Origin of the sequence: Youxingia wuxianensis (assembly GCF_014385085.1) — a bacterium.
Taxonomy (GTDB): domain Bacteria; phylum Bacillota; class Clostridia; order Oscillospirales; family Ruminococcaceae; genus Youxingia; species Youxingia wuxianensis.
In genome coordinates, this window is sequence record NZ_JACRTD010000003.1 from 131275 (window position 1) to 145217 (window position 13943).

14 protein-coding genes and 1 tRNA gene are annotated in these 13943 nt (G+C 46.4%); 12 read left to right on the forward strand and 3 right to left on the reverse strand.

What is annotated here, in order from left to right:
* Positions 1 to 81 precede the first annotated feature (81 nt).
* The 3 genes from ftsH (at position 82) to H8705_RS04920 (ending at position 3718) form a co-directional block, all read left to right on the forward strand.
* Positions 82 to 2007 carry an ATP-dependent zinc metalloprotease FtsH gene (gene ftsH, locus H8705_RS04910; protein WP_262394932.1) on the forward strand — a complete coding sequence of 642 codons (1926 nt, stop codon included), beginning with the start codon at positions 82 to 84 and terminating at the stop codon, positions 2005 to 2007.
* 51 nt (positions 2008 to 2058) lie between these two features.
* Positions 2059 to 3000 (forward strand): 1-phosphofructokinase family hexose kinase, encoded by a 942-nt coding sequence (locus H8705_RS04915; RefSeq protein WP_262394710.1) that lies wholly within the window; start codon positions 2059 to 2061, stop codon positions 2998 to 3000.
* Positions 3001 to 3505: 505 nt separating this feature from the next.
* The gene (locus H8705_RS04920) at positions 3506 to 3718 is read left to right on the forward strand and encodes a hypothetical protein (protein ID WP_262394711.1); all 213 of its coding nucleotides are present in this window, start codon (positions 3506 to 3508) and stop codon (positions 3716 to 3718) included.
* Positions 3719 to 3754: 36 nt separating this feature from the next.
* On the opposite strand, the gene H8705_RS04925 is transcribed toward H8705_RS04920, so the two are convergent.
* The 3 genes from H8705_RS04925 to H8705_RS04935 form a co-directional block, all read right to left on the reverse strand.
* Positions 3755 to 4849: a hypothetical protein gene (locus H8705_RS04925; RefSeq protein ID WP_262394712.1), complete on the reverse strand. Its 1095-nt coding sequence runs from the start codon at positions 4847 to 4849 to the stop codon at positions 3755 to 3757.
* Between the two features lie 152 nt (positions 4850 to 5001).
* Positions 5002 to 5379: a helix-turn-helix domain-containing protein gene (locus tag H8705_RS04930; RefSeq protein WP_262394713.1), complete on the reverse strand. Its 378-nt coding sequence runs from the start codon at positions 5377 to 5379 to the stop codon at positions 5002 to 5004.
* 266 nt (positions 5380 to 5645) lie between these two features.
* Positions 5646 to 5721: transfer RNA gene (locus H8705_RS04935), tRNA-Val, on the reverse strand.
* 325 nt (positions 5722 to 6046) lie between these two features.
* Here H8705_RS04935 and ruvC point away from each other — a divergent pair.
* From ruvC to truA, 9 genes are all read left to right on the forward strand, one after another.
* Complete coding sequence (ruvC, locus tag H8705_RS04940; RefSeq protein ID WP_262394714.1) at positions 6047 to 6538, forward strand: crossover junction endodeoxyribonuclease RuvC; 492 nt, start codon at positions 6047 to 6049, stop codon at positions 6536 to 6538.
* 20 nt (positions 6539 to 6558) lie between these two features.
* The gene (gene ruvA, locus H8705_RS04945) at positions 6559 to 7161 is read left to right on the forward strand and encodes a Holliday junction branch migration protein RuvA (protein ID WP_262394715.1); all 603 of its coding nucleotides are present in this window, start codon (positions 6559 to 6561) and stop codon (positions 7159 to 7161) included.
* Positions 7162 to 7184: 23 nt separating this feature from the next.
* The gene (gene ruvB, locus H8705_RS04950; RefSeq protein ID WP_262394716.1) at positions 7185 to 8240 is read left to right on the forward strand and encodes a Holliday junction branch migration DNA helicase RuvB; all 1056 of its coding nucleotides are present in this window, start codon (positions 7185 to 7187) and stop codon (positions 8238 to 8240) included.
* Positions 8241 to 8276: 36 nt separating this feature from the next.
* Positions 8277 to 9623, forward strand: a complete 1347-nt coding sequence (glmM, locus tag H8705_RS04955) for a phosphoglucosamine mutase (protein ID WP_262394717.1) — start codon at positions 8277 to 8279, stop codon at positions 9621 to 9623.
* Positions 9624 to 9641: 18 nt separating this feature from the next.
* Entirely contained in the window at positions 9642 to 10505 is an 864-nt protein-coding gene (locus H8705_RS04960) for a class I SAM-dependent methyltransferase (RefSeq protein WP_262394718.1), read from the forward strand.
* Between the two features lie 107 nt (positions 10506 to 10612).
* A complete protein-coding gene (locus H8705_RS04965; protein ID WP_262394719.1) occupies positions 10613 to 11464 on the forward strand; it encodes an energy-coupling factor transporter ATPase in 852 nt (283 codons plus the stop codon).
* On the forward strand, positions 11461 to 12321 hold the full coding sequence (locus H8705_RS04970) for an energy-coupling factor transporter ATPase (RefSeq protein WP_262394720.1): 861 nt from the start codon (positions 11461 to 11463) through the stop codon (positions 12319 to 12321). The genes H8705_RS04965 and H8705_RS04970 overlap by 4 nt, the downstream gene beginning before the upstream one ends.
* A 3-nt stretch (positions 12322 to 12324) precedes the next feature.
* The gene (locus tag H8705_RS04975) at positions 12325 to 13143 is read left to right on the forward strand and encodes an energy-coupling factor transporter transmembrane component T family protein (protein ID WP_262394721.1); all 819 of its coding nucleotides are present in this window, start codon (positions 12325 to 12327) and stop codon (positions 13141 to 13143) included.
* 10 nt (positions 13144 to 13153) lie between these two features.
* The gene (gene truA, locus H8705_RS04980) at positions 13154 to 13903 is read left to right on the forward strand and encodes a tRNA pseudouridine(38-40) synthase TruA (RefSeq protein WP_262394722.1); all 750 of its coding nucleotides are present in this window, start codon (positions 13154 to 13156) and stop codon (positions 13901 to 13903) included.
* Positions 13904 to 13943: the final 40 nt, after the last annotated feature.

Sequence of the window (13943 nt, forward strand, 5' to 3'; positions counted from 1 at the left end):
ACATAGCATATTTTTAAATGTAATTGACAGGAGTGAACTTATTTGAACAAAAAGTCAAAAGGCATTGGCATATATATTTCTATGTTCATACTGCTGATGCTTATGGCGGTGATGCTGTTTTCGTTTCAGGATACGCCCAACACCGTAAAATATTCTGAGGTAGTAGGATATTTTAAAACGGAGCAGGTAAAAGAGTTTGAATTGGATCTTGGCACGGGGGATTTATCGATTACCTTTCTGAACGACAGCAAAATGAGCTATAAAACCCCCAATGTGGTTATCTTTTTAGACGATGTATCTGAATATGTGAAGAGTTATAACGAAAAGCATCCGGACGCCCAGATGTCTTATAACTATATTCGTCCAAAAGAAACTCCCTGGTGGGTCAGCATGCTTCCGACCCTGCTTTTGTTGGGGGCACTGGTATTTTTCTATTATATGATGATGAAACAGGCGCGCGGCGGCGGCGCCGGCGGTGTTATGAGCTTTGGGAAAGCCAAGCCCAGGATGCCGGAAGAAGGAGGAAAGGTAACTTTCCAGGATGTGGCTGGTGCGGATGAGGAAAAAGAAGAGTTAGTGGAGATTGTGGAATTTCTCAAAAACCCCGCCAAATTTAATAAGTTAGGCGCCCGTATCCCTAAAGGCGTGCTTTTAATGGGCCCTCCGGGTACAGGTAAAACATTGCTTGCCAAAGCGGTGGCCGGTGAAGCGGGAGTACCGTTCTTCTCTATTTCCGGTTCCGACTTTGTAGAGATGTTCGTAGGCGTAGGTGCGTCCAGGGTAAGAGATCTGTTTGAACAGGCGAAAAAGAACGCCCCTAGTATTATCTTTATTGATGAAATCGACGCGGTTGGCCGTCAAAGAGGAGCCGGCCTGGGCGGTGGCCATGACGAAAGGGAACAGACCTTAAATCAGCTTCTAGTTGAGATGGATGGCTTTGGAACCAACACAGGCGTTATTATTATTGCGGCTACCAACCGCCGGGATATTTTGGATCCGGCGCTTTTGCGTCCGGGACGTTTTGACCGGCAGATTGCGGTAGGTTATCCGGATATCAAAGGCCGTGAAGCGATTTTACGCGTGCATACCAAGAATAAGCCGATTGCTCCAGACGTTAATTTGAAAACCATCGCGGCTACTACCGTTGGCTTTACCGGGGCGGATTTGGAAAACCTGGCCAACGAAGCGGCTCTGCTTGCGGCAAAGAAAAATTTGAAGGCTATTACGATGGTGGAAATCGAAGAGGCTACAATCAAAGTAATTGCGGGACCGGAAAAACGATCCCATGTAATTACCGAGAAGGATAAAAAACTGACGGCGTACCATGAGGCGGGCCATGCGGTATGTACCTATTATCTGCCCACCCAGGATCCGGTACACCAGATATCGATTATTCCCCGAGGTATGGCGGGCGGTTATACCTTGTCTTTGCCGGGAGAAGATAAAAAATATGTGACCAAGCGGGAAATGAACGAGGACATTGTTACCCTGCTTGGCGGACGTATGGCGGAACGGCTGGTGCTGGATGATATTTCCACCGGCGCTTCCAATGATATTGAGAGGGCGACGAAGGTTGCCCGCAGCATGATCACCCGGTATGGATTCAGTGAAAAGTTAGGGCCTATTGTGTACGGCCACGATGAAAATGAAGTATTCTTAGGCCGCGATTTTTCCAGCACGCCCAGTTATTCTGAAAATGTAGCGGCAGAAATCGACGCAGAAATCCGTGAGGTTATTGATACAGCTTATGAAAGAGCAAAAGATATCCTGACGGAGCATATGGATCAGCTGCATAAGGTGGCTGCATATCTGTACGAACACGAAAAAATGGAAGAACAGGAATTTGCAGCTCTGATGAGAGGCGAACCACTTCCGACGGATCCGGTAGAAGAAGACGTCATTGAACAGGCACAGGGGAAGGAAGCTTCGGGAGAAGAATTACCTCATCCTGCTGATGAAATGGCTTCTGATTCGAAAGACGCACAGCCGGCGGAGGAGCAAGAATAAAGCCGTCGGGGCACAGCGAGAATAAAATTCCATAGGATTGGGGTAGTTCGTATGCTTTTTAATAAGATTATTACACTTTCTTTAAATCCGGTGGCGGATATCACCTGTTATCTGAATGAATTTCAAATAGGGGAAGAAAACAGGGTTGAAAACGAACTGTATGACGCGGCCGGGAAGGCCGTGGATGTTTCTCGTGTGCTGCAGAGCTACGAAATTCCCAACACAGCTTTAATTGTAGCTGGGGAGGAGAACAGCAAACGGTATTTTGAACGCCTCAAGGATGAAAACGTAACTACTCGGATTATTTTCACTCAGGGCCGTCTGCGCGAGAATATCACTATTATTTCTGCAAACGGCGTCCAAACCAGATTGATGCGTCAAGGACCCAGGCTCAAGCATAAAACTATCGATGAGTTGGAAGTAGCTTTATCAGAGGAAATTCGTCCTACTACGTTGGTGGTGGTGGCCGGGAAAATGCCGGAAGGCATTACCTCGCCGATCTTATGTGAAATTTGTGCTTTTATTAAAGAGGCCGGCGGCATTATCGCCCTGGATACCCAATCGGTTACCATGGAAGATATTGCAAAAATCCGGCCTTGGGTAATCAAGCCTAATTTTGAGGAGTTAAGCAATCTGGTAGGGCGGGAATTGGATACGATCGGCAAGGTAAAGCAAGCAGCAATCGAAATTGCCGATCAAGGGGTTCGCCATGTGCTGGCAAGTCTGGGCGGAGAAGGAATGGTATACACTGATGGAAAGGTTACATACAAAGCAGATGTACCAGAACTTTCTGAAATCAAATCGACGGTAGGCGCTGGTGACGCGGCGCTGGCGGGCTTTATTATTGCGCATGATTATAAATATGACGTTCCTCGTTCCCTGCAGTTTTCCGCCGCTTTCGGGACGGCGTCTTGTCTGGTAGAGGGAACCAATCCTCCCCGCCGTATTTCTGTGGCTATGGTAAATAATCAAGTAAACGTATATGAAATATAAAAAGCAAGAGGGCGGATTATCCGTCCTCTTGCTTTTTTAAGGGAAAAGTATTAAAGGGAATGGCAATTTATCTTATATGCAGTTTTAGGTAATATCGAAAGCTATAGTAGATCAAAAGCGGAACGCCAATCATAATCAGGACTTTCACAATACTTGCGATAATATACATATTGTTCATCCTTTCCTCGATGGCTATATTGTACCAGAAAGGAAATAAAAATAATATTAAACGTAAAATGGGATAAATTAATATTGTATTAAAGTAAAAAATGTAAACCTCCACCTGTTTTGAGTCAGGTGAAGGTGAAACGTTGATTTTATATTAAGCAAGCTACAGCAGGCCTTATTTTTAAAATGGGATGTTGTAAGATATGGGGACCCAGGAAAAGGGACAGTTGATATTCTCAACATTCTTATAATATGAAAAAGTCCGTTAGATGGTGCAGGAAACTACTGTTGAGAACTCACATAGGATAGAATAATTTCGAAGCTAGGAGGAATGAAGATGGATTTAAGAAATAACCGAATAACGGTAAGGGAAATTCTGGCTAATCCCAAGGCAAAAGCTATCTTTTATCGGGAATCACCGGTTCCCATTAACCATCCTATGATTGTAAAATACCAAAATCTTCCATTGAGTACAGTGCTCATGTATGCCAAAAGATATGTGCCTCAGCGTAAAATCAACGCTCTGATGGAAGAATTACGCAGTATTTAAAAAAGGAGAAGGCCGAGGCCTTCTCCTTTTTTCGTTTTATACAGGAACTTCAGTTTCCGCAATAATATAAGTTCCTAAAGTATGTGTTTTGCCCTGCCAGGCATCCAGTATATTGCCGTCAGCGTCGGTATCTATGTAGGTGAAGCGTTCGGTAACATTTTCCAAGCTCCCGTCCTCTGCCAACTTATAAATTGCTACCTTTGAGATATCCAGATCCTCTGGAAACTCATCGGGAAAATAGAAGGTCAGAGTAGGACGGGAAGCGCCGTCGATTGTCCGGGATGTTTTAAAGCTGCGGACCACCGCTTCCACACCAGAGAATTTTTGTGCTAGCGGATCATCCAGCCATTTGGTAGTCATTTTAGGGTAAAATCCACTGGGATCGTCGCTTGCAGAAAACGTAAGCTTGGCAAGATCGCTATTTTCATCCTCCCATACTAACTCGTTGCGATCGTTCTTATTGGGTTTTACATATACTCCGCCAGTACCTGCTTTTACAGTATTGTCCAAAGAAAGGACGCCGTTTTTTACCCATAGTGTATGAGTAACTTTAATTTTTCCGCCTTTTACTAAATAGAAGTGATCCCGTGCAGTATCAAAAGTGATATCTTCTTTTGCCGTGTAGGTAACGGTAAACTCCACTTGGGTTTCCTCATCGCTGTCATCGTCGTTTAATTTTACTTCCAGGTAGGACAAGCGAGTATGGTCGCCAGTTGTATTAAAGATAAAATCTCCGGTTTTTTCGGTGGCCTTTATGGATTTGATCACCTTAGAGCCAGCTTCCTTTTTGATAGAGATTTTGAAACGCTGGGAACACTCGGGAGAGGACAAAACATTAAAAATATTGCTGTTTTCCAAGTCCGTCAGGGAGATTTCACTGCCATCCAAAGCGGTAGCAGCCTGAAAATTCTCCCGCGCGCTTCCCACGGGAAAAAGATAAAGGGTAGTGTCCGGCGAAAACTCACTTCCAAAGATAAACTCATGATTTGAAAAAGCTACCGTATTATCCGAATTTGCCAAAATTTCCTTGGTAGTAACACTTTGCGCATTTTCTGGTATCTGTGCAATACCCACAAGGGGGAAAGAGAAAATCATTCCCAAAACAAGAACAGCCGCAAAAATCTTTTTCATCTACTATTTCTCCTTGCTGTTAATATTTTTTAGTTTTTGCTATTTGTCGAATTTTGTCGAAATAGCACTAAAATTATACCATCATCCACAGAGAAAAAGCAACCGGGAACAAATAAAAAGATACACTCAAAACAAATTTGTTTTGAGTGTATCTAAGCTTCGTCGTCCAACGGCCATTTAACTAACATGATATCTAACACGGCCAGCAATTGTTGTTGCCGGGAAGGAGGTAATTTTTCAAAATAAGAAGCGTAATTATTAAAAGAAGAAGAGGGAAACGAAAGAACCGTTTCTTTCGTTTGTTCCTGGGCTGGGGTGAGCAGCTGCGACAAAGGGACATTTAACACCGTAGCGATGCGGTTTAACGTATTAATTGTGGGATTGCCCTCGCCCCGTTCAATATTGCCGATATAAGCGGCGCTGGTTTGTGCATAAAACGCAAGGCCTTCCTGGGTAAGCGCCTTTTTCTCACGAATAGCTCTTAAATTTTGACCGATAATCTCATTTATATCCGGAGAAAAATTCCCCATATTACTACCACCTCAGATGTTTTTCGTCAAGAAATTCATTATTTTTATTTTATCCGGGAAGAAAAATTTCGTCAACATCATATATGATATATTTTGTTTAAAATTTATGATTTGCCCCCAATCTGGAAGTATTAAACGAATACTATGACAAAACGGGAGGCTAGGGAGGAGATTAATAAAAAATTTAATATCCAGTATCATTGAACTTTGTTCTTCCTTTTTCGGGCAAAAAAATGCCGCCCCCGCTATTGCAGGAACAGCACCCCTGGTGGACGATAACGGAGTCGAACCGCTGACCTACTGCACGTCAAGCAGTCGCTCTACCAGCTGAGCTAATCGTCCATATTATTTTGTAACGACTAGAATATTATATTACAAACTATTATAAAAATCAAGTAAATCCGACAAAAAAATAAGATTTGTTTTCCGTTTCTCCGTCTTCAGGACAAGAGAAGTATGCAGCAAAGATTCGCGGTTTATGCAAAACTGTCAAAAATTGCTCCCTCGAAGCTAGGAAAACTAACCTAAGAGGTATTGTTAGTTTAGGGGGATTTGTGATATAATTAATACCATCATTTGCAGTTGGCTTCAATGATTAACCTCCCTTACGGCGGTATTTTAGGCAGGGTCCTGGATGCCCCGACAAAAGACGAAGGACGGATAAAAGATGGTCATATTAGGGGTAGACCCAGGATATGCAATTGTCGGCTACGGGGTAGTACATTACGAACGCAGTAAATTTACCCCTGTGCGCTTTGGCGCGATTACAACGCCGGCGGGAATGGCGTTTGAGGACCGGCTGCATATTATTTATGATGATATGTGCCAGGTGATCGCAAAGGCCAAGCCGGATGCTCTGGCGATTGAACAGCTGTTTTTTACCACCAATCAAAAAACTGCCATCGACGTGGCCCAGGCCAGGGGAGTCATTGTCCTTGCCGCCCGTCAGGCAGGAATAGAGATTTATCAATATACCCCGCTGCAGGTAAAACAGTCGGTGGTAGGCTATGGGAAAGCGGAAAAAAAACAGGTGATGGAAATGACCCGGATTTTATTGGGACTGGAAAAAGTTCCAAGGCCGGACGATACCGCAGATGCGCTGGCGATTGCCATTTGCCATGGACACAGCGCGGGATCGCTTCTAAGCCGTTTGCGTTAAAAGGAAAAAGGAGATCAAAGATGTATTATTCTCTTACAGGGGAGCTTATCCATATGGACGCCTATCTTGCGGTGGTCAGCTGCGGCGGAGTAGGATATAAGTGTATGACTACGATGACCACCCTGTCCTGCTTGCCTCCGGTAGGCAGTACGGTGACCCTTTATACCCACCTTAACGTCCGGGAGGACGCGTTGGACTTGTATGGATTTTATACGATGAACGAGCTTAACGCCTTTAAGATGCTGGTTTCAGTTTCTGGGGTAGGCCCCAAGTCAGCCCTGTCCTTGCTTTCAGATATGACGCCGGAAAATCTGGCCCTTTGTATTGCATCCGGCGACACAAAAACTCTTACCCGGGCGCAGGGAATCGGCCCAAAAGCAGCCCAAAGGATTGTGCTGGAGCTGAAAGATAAGGTGTCCAACAGCGATGTAGCGGCCTCCATTGGGGATGTGGCGCTGCAGCTAAATAAGGATAGCTCCAATATGGGTGAAGCGGTGAGCGCTCTGGTGGTGCTTGGCTACAGCCAGTCCCAGGCGGCGGCCGCCTTAGCGGGACTTGCCCCGGAGACGCCGGTGGATGAAATGATTAAGTACGGTCTGAAATCTTTAGCGGGGAAAATATAATGGGGAAAAGGGGAGAGGAATAAATGTTCGATAATGATATGGATTTTGAAAACCGGCTGGTTACCCCTGAGTATGCCCCCCAGGATTCAGACGTGGAACTTTCTCTGCGCCCTAAAACCTTAGATGAATACATTGGCCAGGAAAAAGTAAAAGAAAATATGAATATTTTTATTCAGGCGGCGAAAGGCCGGGGGGAGGCGCTGGATCATGTGTTGCTGTATGGCCCTCCTGGGCTTGGTAAGACAACGCTTAGCAATATCATCGCCAATGAAATGAATGTGAATATTCGTGTAACCAGCGGCCCTGCCATAGAAAAACCGGGAGATTTGGCTGCTTTACTCACAAATTTAAATCAAAACGATATACTGTTTATAGATGAAATTCATCGTTTATCCCGAGCGGTGGAAGAGGTGCTGTATCCAGCCATGGAGGATTATGCACTGGATATTATTATTGGAAAAGGTCCGTCCGCCCGTTCAATCCGCATCGATCTGCCCCATTTTACATTGATTGGAGCTACTACAAGGGCAGGACAGCTGACCTCCCCTTTGCGGGACCGTTTCGGTATGCTTCAGCGTTTGGAGTTGTATACGGTGGAGGAGCTGTCCACTATTGTAAAACGAAGCGCCGGGATTTTGGAAATTCCTTGTGATGAAAAGGGTGCGTACGAACTCGCCAGGCGAAGCCGCGGAACCCCCCGTATTGCCAATCGGCTGCTGAAACGGGTGCGGGATTTTGCCCAGGTGATGGGGGACGGAGTAATTACCGAAGATATCGCGGCGATTGCTTTAAACCGGATGGAAATTGACGCGCTGGGACTGGACAGTATCGACCGTAGAATGCTTACCGCCATTATTCGTAATTTTGGCGGGGGGCCGGTAGGGGTGGATACCTTGGCGGCGTCGGTAGGAGAAGAAGCGATTACCCTGGAAGACGTATACGAACCATATCTAATGCAGCTGGGCTTTTTAAGCCGAACCCCCAGGGGCCGGTGCGCTACCCGGCTGGCATATGAGCATTTGGGACTTTCTGTCCCAAAAGACGCAAGCCTTCCCAAACAGCTTTCTTTGGAGGAATAGCGTTAGTAAATACATAGATTGGAGTTTGTGCTTTTAATGGGCAGAATTTTTGGTACCGACGGGGTGCGCGGCATCGCCAACGGTGATTTAACAATTGAGCTTGCGATGAATATCGGCCGCGCCGCCGGAATGGTAGTAGAGGAAGCGATTGGGCGGCGGCCGACCTTTTTGGTAGGAAAGGACACCCGAATTTCTTCCGATATGCTGGAAGCGGCAATGGCGGCGGGGTTGTGCAGCGCCGGCGCCAATGTGATACATTTAGGAGTGGTTCCTACCCCGGCGGTAGCTTTGCTGGTGAAAAAATACCAGGCGCACGCTGGCATCATGCTTTCCGCCAGTCATAATCCGTTTGAATACAATGGAATTAAAATTTTCAGCGCGCAGGGCTATAAGCTGCTGGACGCCCAGGAAGAGGAAATCGAGCAGATTGTGCTGGATAATATTAAACCATATGGTATTAAAACTGCCGATGAAATTGGAACTATCTCTTACGCAGATAGCGCGGTAGAAGATTATGTGGAATATTTGAAAACTACGATCCCTTGCGATTTAAGCGGGCTGAAGGTGGCAATCGACTGTTCTAATGGAAGCGCCAGCGTTACCGCGGAAAAATTATTTGGCGGACTGGGGGCCCGATGCCATATTCTAAACTGTACCCCCGATGGGAAAAATATTAATCAGGGATGCGGCAGTACGCATATGGAGGGCCTTTGTTCTGTAATGCGCCAGGGAGATTACGATGTGGGGCTGGCGTTTGATGGGGATGCAGACCGCTGCTTGGCGGTGGACGAAAATGGGGAATTGGTCGATGGGGATAAAATGATCGCCCTGTTTGCCCACCACATGAAAGGGCAGGGCAAATTAAAAAATAATACGGCAGTGGCTACAGTAATGAGTAATCTTGGGCTTTTCAAATTTGCAGAAAAGCATGGAATATTAACAAAAGCGACAAAAGTTGGCGACCGGTATGTGTTAGAGTGTATGTTGCAAGAAGATTATCGAATCGGTGGGGAGCAGTCAGGGCATATTATTTTTCTGGATCATATGACTACCGGCGACGGCCAGCTCTCCGGATTGCAGCTTCTTTCCATTTTAAAAGAAACAGGACGGCCTCTTTCTGAGGTGGCGTCTATTATGGAAACATATCCTCAGACGTTGGTTAACGTACACGCCACACCGGAAATGAAAGCGGCGTTGGATAGGGATGCGGACATTAAAGAAACGATACAGCGCTTGGGAGCGCAGTTGGGTGATAACGGCCGAATTTTGGTACGGCCTTCAGGAACAGAGCCTTTGATCCGTGTCATGGTGGAAGGCCAGGATCAACAAGAAATCAGTGCTATTGCAGAAGAAATTGCAAGGACGATACAAAGCAAAGGATAAACTAAAAGGGGAAAAGACATGAGAATTGCCGATCAGTGGACGGATTTTAAGGTCATAGATACCAGCGGCGGAGAAAAATTGGAACAGTGGGGAGATATTGTCCTGATCCGCCCGGATCCGCAGGTTATCTGGGATACCCCAAAGGACGGGGCGTGGATGAAAGCCAATGCCCGATATAACCGGTCTTCTTCTGGCGGCGGCAGTTGGGAAATCCGCAAGCTGCCAAAAGAAGAATGGACGATTGGCTACAAAGATTTGCGGTTTCATATCCGTCCCACAGGCTTTAAACATACCGGTTTATTTCCGGAGCAGGCAGTCAACTGGGACCTGATGGAGAAAATTATTACGAACAGTTCGCGCCAACTCAATATTTTAAATCTATTTGCGTATACAGGCGGAGCGACCCTTGCCTGCGCAGCGGCAGGGGCAAAAGTTTGCCATGTAGACGCTTCGAAGGGAATGGTTGCTTGGGCGCGGGAAAATGCTGTGCTTTCCGGGCTTTCACAAAAGCCTATTCGTTGGATTATTGACGACTGTAAAAAATTTGTGGAACGGGAAATCCGCCGGGGTGTACGGTATGACGGCATTGTTATGGATCCGCCTTCTTATGGCCGCGGACCGGGAGGCGAAGTGTGGAAACTGGAGGATAACATCTATTCTTTGGTGGAACTGTGCTCCAGGGTACTTTCTGAGCAGCCGGCATTTTTTCTGTTAAATTCATATACCACGGGGCTTTCGCCCTCGGTAATGGGGTATATTTTATCCGTCACAGTGGGAAAACAGTATGGTGGAAAGGTGCAGGCGGATGAAATCGGTCTGCCGGTGGCTAAAACCGGACTGACTCTGCCCTGCGGCAGCACAGCTGTGTGGACTCGGCAGTGATCGGGCGCCGTCCGGCCAAAGCTGGGCTTTGGCCTGGGGCCGCTTCGCGGCGTCGGCCCAGAATGGGCCGTGACGGCGCCAACTTTCGATAGAAAAGAGGACAAACCATGCCAGAAATTCTTTCGGCAAAGGGCGTAACATTTGGTTACCTCAAAGAGGACAACGAACTTAATATTGTTCTGAAAAACATCAGTCTTTCCATTCAAGAAGGAGAATTAGTGGCCATACTAGGACATAACGGCTCCGGGAAAAGTACGATTGCCAAGCATTTTAACGCGATCCTTGTCCCTCAGGAGGGAAAGGTGACCGCCTGTGGAATTGATACTAAAAATGAGGAAGAAATATATCGGATTCGCCAGCAGGTAGGGATGGTGTTCCAAAATCCGGATAATCAGATAGTGGCGACGATTGTGGAAGAAGATGTGGCTTTCGGGCCGGAAAACTTAGGAATAGCGCCGGCGGAAATTCGCAGAAGAGTGGATGAGGCGTTAAAAGATGTGGGGATGTATGAATATAAGGATCATGCTCCTCATCAGTTGTCCGGCGGGCAGAAACAGCGTATTGCCATCGCTGGGATCATTGCTATGCGCCCCCGGTGTATCATTTTGGACGAGCCGACGGCGATGCTGGATCCAAAAGGCCGTCGGGAAGTGCTTACTACCATCCGCAAGCTGAATAAGGAGCATAATATTACCGTCGTTTTAATCACTCATTATATGGAAGAAGCCGCTCAGTGCGACCGGGTAGTAGTGATGAATGATGGGGAATTGCTGTTTGATTCGACCCCAAGGGATGTGTTTTCCCATGTACAGATTCTCAAGGAGGTAGGGCTGGATGTACCTCAGACAACCGAACTTTGCCATGAACTGCGCCGTGCCGGGATCAATCTTCCGGATGATATTCTTACCGAAGAAGAATGCGTGGAGGCGCTGACTTCGCTCTTGGAGGGCGTGCGATGATAGCAATTAAGACAGAACAGCTAACGTATACTTATTCTCAGGGAACGCCGTTTGAGAAAACGGCGGTAGACCATATTGATTTAGAAATAGAACAAGGGGAGTTTGTGGGAGTCATCGGCCATACCGGGTCGGGAAAAAGCACCCTGATTCAGCATTTTAACGGACTGTTAAAACCATCCTTTGGCCGTGTTCTTATTAATGGAACAGATCTTTGGGCTCCTGATACAAATATCCGCGACTATCGTTTTAAAGTGGGACTGGTATTCCAATATCCAGAATATCAGCTGTTTGAAGAAACGGTATTTAAAGATATCGCTTTTGGCCCCACCAATATGGGAATGAACCCGGAACAAATAAAAGAAAGCGTATATCAGGCCTGCCATTTTGTAGGGCTGAAAGAAAAATATTTGGAAAAGTCGCCTTTTGAGCTATCAGGAGGGCAAAAGCGCCGGGTAGCGATTGCAGGGGTGCTGGCCATGAATCCGGATATTTTAATTCTGGACGAGCCTACGGCGGGTCTGGATCCAAAGGGCAGGGAACGAATTTTAGGACAGATTAAAGAGTATCACCGCGCCCGGCATACCACAGTGCTTCTGGTTTCCCATAGCATGGAGGATATCGCTAAATATGCCCGTAAGGTACTTGTGATTAATCAATCCAAAGTAGCGATGTATGATGATGTTGCAAAGGTGTTTTCCCGCGCTCAGGAGATTACCGAAATGGGGCTTTCTGTTCCTCAGATCACCCGGGTATTTATGCAGTTGCGCGAACGGGGCTTTGATGTAAATGAAAGTGTATACACCATGGACTATGCCAAACAGGAAATTCTTCGCCTGCTGGCAGAGAAAGGGGTGTAGGCGATGCTGCGAGATATTACTATTGGCCAATATTTCCCCGGCAGCTCGGCAATTCATAAATTAGATCCGAGAATGAAAATTGTTCTTACTCTCGCTTATATTGTAATGCTGTTTATCGCGAGCAATCCCATTGGGCTTCTTATTGGTATTTTATTTTTGGTATTTACCTATGGAATTTCTAAAATTCCTCCGCGGATGATCTTAAAAAGCTTAAAACCGGTAGTGCCTATTATCATTTTTACTTCCGTGCTCAATATGTTTTTTATTGACGGTACGCCGCTGGTTGCCTTTTGGATTATCAAGATTACGCTGGAGGGGGTCACTACCGCAGTTGTCATGTCCATAAGAATAATCTGCTTGATTGCGGGGACCTCTCTGTTAACCTATACCACGTCTCCCATCTCTTTAACCGATGGCATTGAACGGCTGTGCAACCCGCTAAAGCGTTTCAAATTGCCGGTGCATGAGCTGGCGATGATGATGACTATCGCACTTCGCTTTATTCCTACTTTGATTGAAGAGACGGATAAGATTATGTCCGCCCAGAAAGCCAGAGGGGCGGATTTGGAAACCGGCGGTCTGATGCAGCGGGCGAGAGCGCTGATCCCGATTTTGATCCCTTTATTCGTCTCGGCTTTCCGTCGGGCGGATGAACTTGCCCTGGCGATGGAATGTCGCTGCTATCGGGGCGGGGAAGGAAGGTCCCGAATGAAACAACTGAAAATCCACAGCAGGGATATCTTTTCCGGCATATTTGTAGCGATTTGTATTGTTGGAGTTATTTTAATCAACGTATACGCTCCGGTGATTTTGCCTATGTAGGAGAAACGCAATGGAACAACAAACACAGCGGCAGCTGTTTTTGCTTTTAAGTTTTAAAGGGACTAATTATCATGGGTTTCAGGTGCAGGAGAATGCAGTAACCATAGCGTCTACCGTGCAGGACGCGGTGGAAAAGGTGTTTCATAAGCGCCTGGATATCAAAGGCTGTTCCCGTACAGACGCGGGGGTTCACGCGAACGCTTTTGGACTGACGCTGAAAACAGATCAGGCGATCCCCTGTGACGCTTTAGTACGTGCGATGAACGTAAATCTTCCGGCGGATATTGCTGTATTTGACTGCTATGAAGTGCCTTTGGATTTTCATCCCCGCTATAGCTGCAAAGGCAAACAGTATGTGTATAAAATTTGGAACTGTTCGGTGAGAAATCCTTTTTTAACCGACCAGCTGTATCATTTCAAATATCCGCTGGATGTGAATCTTATGGACCAGGCGGCAAAAGCGTTTTTGGGAGAACATGATTTCAGCGCTTTTTGTAGCTCCGGCTCTTCGGTGCAGGATCATGTGCGCAGGATTACTCAGGCGGATGTTACCCGGGAAGGGAATATTGTTTTATTCTCTGTCACAGGAAACGGTTTTCTTTACAATATGGTGCGGATCATGGCAGGGACACTGCTTTTAGCCGGCCAGGGAAAGCTGGATTATGCCGGCATTGTAAAGATTATTGAAGGCAAAGACCGCGCTCTTGCTGGGCAGACGGCTCCAGCACATGGACTTTGCCTGAATATGGTATATTATTGACACAATCGATTAGATTTTTTTAGGAAAGGCGGGCGGCTTA